General features: G+C 69.8%; 2 protein-coding genes. Both read right to left on the bottom strand.

The window, feature by feature from the left end; translation table 11 throughout:
• Positions 1 to 54 precede the first annotated feature (54 nt).
• Complete coding sequence (locus FNH04_RS44360; protein ID WP_152791895.1) at positions 55 to 1,143, bottom strand: sugar phosphate isomerase/epimerase family protein; 1,089 nt, start codon at positions 1,141 to 1,143, stop codon at positions 55 to 57.
• Positions 1,144 to 1,260: 117 nt separating this feature from the next.
• The gene (locus tag FNH04_RS44355) at positions 1,261 to 2,655 is read right to left on the bottom strand and encodes a nucleotide pyrophosphatase/phosphodiesterase family protein (protein WP_322725646.1); all 1,395 of its coding nucleotides are present in this window, start codon (positions 2,653 to 2,655) and stop codon (positions 1,261 to 1,263) included.
• Positions 2,656 to 2,701: the final 46 nt, after the last annotated feature.

Genomic DNA, 2,701 nt, shown 5'->3' with positions numbered 1-2,701 from the left:
GTCCAGTGACCCGGGGCCACTGGACGGCCGCCTCATGCGTGCCGTGTGCCGCCGTCAGCACTTCTCCCGCAGCGAGTGCAGGTGCTCGCTGGAGCGGCGGGCGAAGGTGAACGACTCGGTGGGGTTGTCGTGTTCGGCCTGCCAGTGGTGGGCGAGGCGGTGCCCCTTGAGGCGGGTGACCGCGGAGATGAACCGCTTGTAGTCGATGTCGCCGTCGCCGACGTCCACCATGCGGTAGCCGTAGGGGTTCGACGGGTCGCTCTCGCCGTCCTTCACATGGAAGAGCGGATAGCGGTTCGGGCGCCTGAGGACGTAGTCCAGCGGCTCGAAGGGCGCGGGGGTGCCGTCGGGCCGCTTGGAGAAGCGGAACTGGGCCACGTATGCCCAGAAGATGTCCATCTCCAGATAGACGAGGTCGGGGTCGGTCTCGGCGAGCAGCACGTCGTAGAGGCGCACGTGGGGCTTGTCGGTGGCGAAGGAGAACTCCTCGGAGTGGTTGTGCTGGTAGAACTTCATGCCGCGCGCCTTCGCCGCCGCGCCGTAGGTGTTGAACTCCTCGGCGGCCCGCTTCCACGCGTCGACGGTCGAGCCGTAGCGGAAGGGGCCGGCGGCGGTGCCGATGTGCTTGAGGCCGAGGGCCTGGGCGTCGTCGAGGACCTTGGTGAGGTTCTGGGCGAAGGTGTAGGCGTTCGGGTCGTTGGAGTAGTAGCCGACGTGGCTGCCGATGGGGTTCAGCCCGTGGTCGCGGGCCAGGCGCTTGAGCTGGGCGAGCGTGATGGGGCCCGCCGAGCCCTGGGTGTAGCCGGCGAACTCGACCTCGTCGTATCCGTACTTCTCCAGTTCGGCGAAGACGGGTGCGAAGCCGAGGGTGGAGACCTTGTCGCGCAGGCTGTACAGCTGGATGCCGAGCCGGCCGGGCGGCAGGACGGGGCGGCCCCGGCCCGCGGTGGCGGCCTTGGCGGAGGTGCCGGCCGTAGCGGAGGTGGCGGCCGTCGCGGGGGTCGCGGCCGCGCCCAGCAGGGCGGCGGCGGTGGCGCCCGCGGCCACGCCGAGCATGTCTCTTCTGCTGAGGCGGTGGGCGAGTTCGGGGTCGTGGTTCTTGCTCGTGGCCGTTGTACGGCCGGGGCGGATCGAGCGGCTCATGCCTGGAACTCCTCGAGGTCGGAGGGCGTTGTCAGTGGTGAGTGCTTCACTTGTGACCAGTCGGAAAAGTGACCGGTCGGGTGAGACCGCGGGCCATGGCGTGCCCGGCGGCGCCGATCAGTCGAGACCGGCGAGATGGAGCAGCAGGGGTTTCACATCGGTGGCCGGGACGCGGCCGTCGACAGCACGGGGGGTGGAGCAGATGATGAGCGGACCGTCGTCGTCGCTCGTGGGAAGGCGGCCGTGGCTGCCGCGAATAGGTGACGGGTCCAGGGGCACGACCGCCATGCGGTAGCGCATGCCGAGTTTCTTGCGGGCGAGTGCCGTGGCCGCCTTGAGTTTCACGTACGGGTCGAGCGGATCCATGAACAGTTCGACCGGGTCGTAGCCGGGTTTGCGGTGGATCTCGACGAGTCGCGCGAAGTCGGGCGCGCGGGCGTCGTCGAGCCAGTAGTAGTACGTGAACCAGGCGTCCGGCTCCGCTACGGCGACGAGTTCGCCGGAGCGCGGGTGGTCCAGGTGGTGGGTCTTCTTGCCTTCGTCGTCGAGGAGTTGCTCGATACCGGGCAGGTCGGCGAGTGCTGCCCTGGTCGCCTCCAGGTCCTCGGGGCGGCGTACGTAGACGTGGGCGATCTGGTGGTCGGCGACCGCGAAGGCGCGGGAGGCCATCGTGTCGAGGTACTCCATGCCGTCCTGCGTGTGCACATCGAGGAGTCCGGCGCGCCGCAGAGCGCGGTTGATGTCCACGGGACGGTTCACGCGGGTGATGCCGTATTCGGAGAGCGCGACGACGGTACGGCCCTCCGTGCGGGCGTCGTCGAGGAGCGGGACGAGGGCGGTGTCCAGGTCCGTGGCCGCCTTCAGGGAGCGCGGGTCGTCGGGGCCGAAGCGCTGCAGGTCGTAGTCGAGATGAGGGAGGTAGCAGAGGGTCAGGTCCGGGTGCCGGGTGCGGATGACGTAGCGGGTCGCGTCGATGATCCAGCGGCTGGAGGCGAGGCCGGCGCCGGGGCCCCAGAACTGGAAGAGCGGGAACGTGCCGAGTTTCCCGGTGAGTTCGTCATGAAGGGCCGGGGGCCGGGTGTAGCAGTCGGGTTCCTTGCGGCCGTCGGAGTAGTAGATCGGACGGGGGGTGACGGTGATGTCGGTGTCGGCGCCCATGGCGTACCACCAGCAGATGTTGGCGACGGTGTAGCCGGGGTGGGCTCGGCGGGCGGCGTCCCACAGCTTGTCGCCGGCGACGAGACCGTTGTGCTGGCGCCACAGCAGGACGTCGCCGAGTTCGCGGAAGTACCAGCCGTTGCCGACGATGCCGTGCTCGGCGGGCAGCGTGCCGGTGAGGAACGTGGACTGGGCGGCGCAGGTGACGGCGGGCAGGACGGTGCCCAGGTGGGCGTGGGAGCCGGCGCGGGCGAGCGCTTTGAGGTGGGGCATGTGGTCGAGGAGCCGGGGGGTGAGGCCCACGACGTCCAGGACGAGGAGAGGGGTGGGTTCGACGGGGTCGGGGAGCGTCACGGCAGCTCCTTGAGGCCGAGGTCCACCAGCAGGTCACGGGCGAGGG

Origin of the sequence: Streptomyces phyllanthi, from assembly GCF_009377205.1 — a bacterium.
Classification (GTDB): Bacteria; Actinomycetota; Actinomycetes; order Streptomycetales; family Streptomycetaceae; genus Streptomyces; species Streptomyces phyllanthi.
The sequence above is the reverse complement of the archived record's forward strand: the minus strand, read 5'-3'. Positions and strand labels throughout refer to the sequence as shown.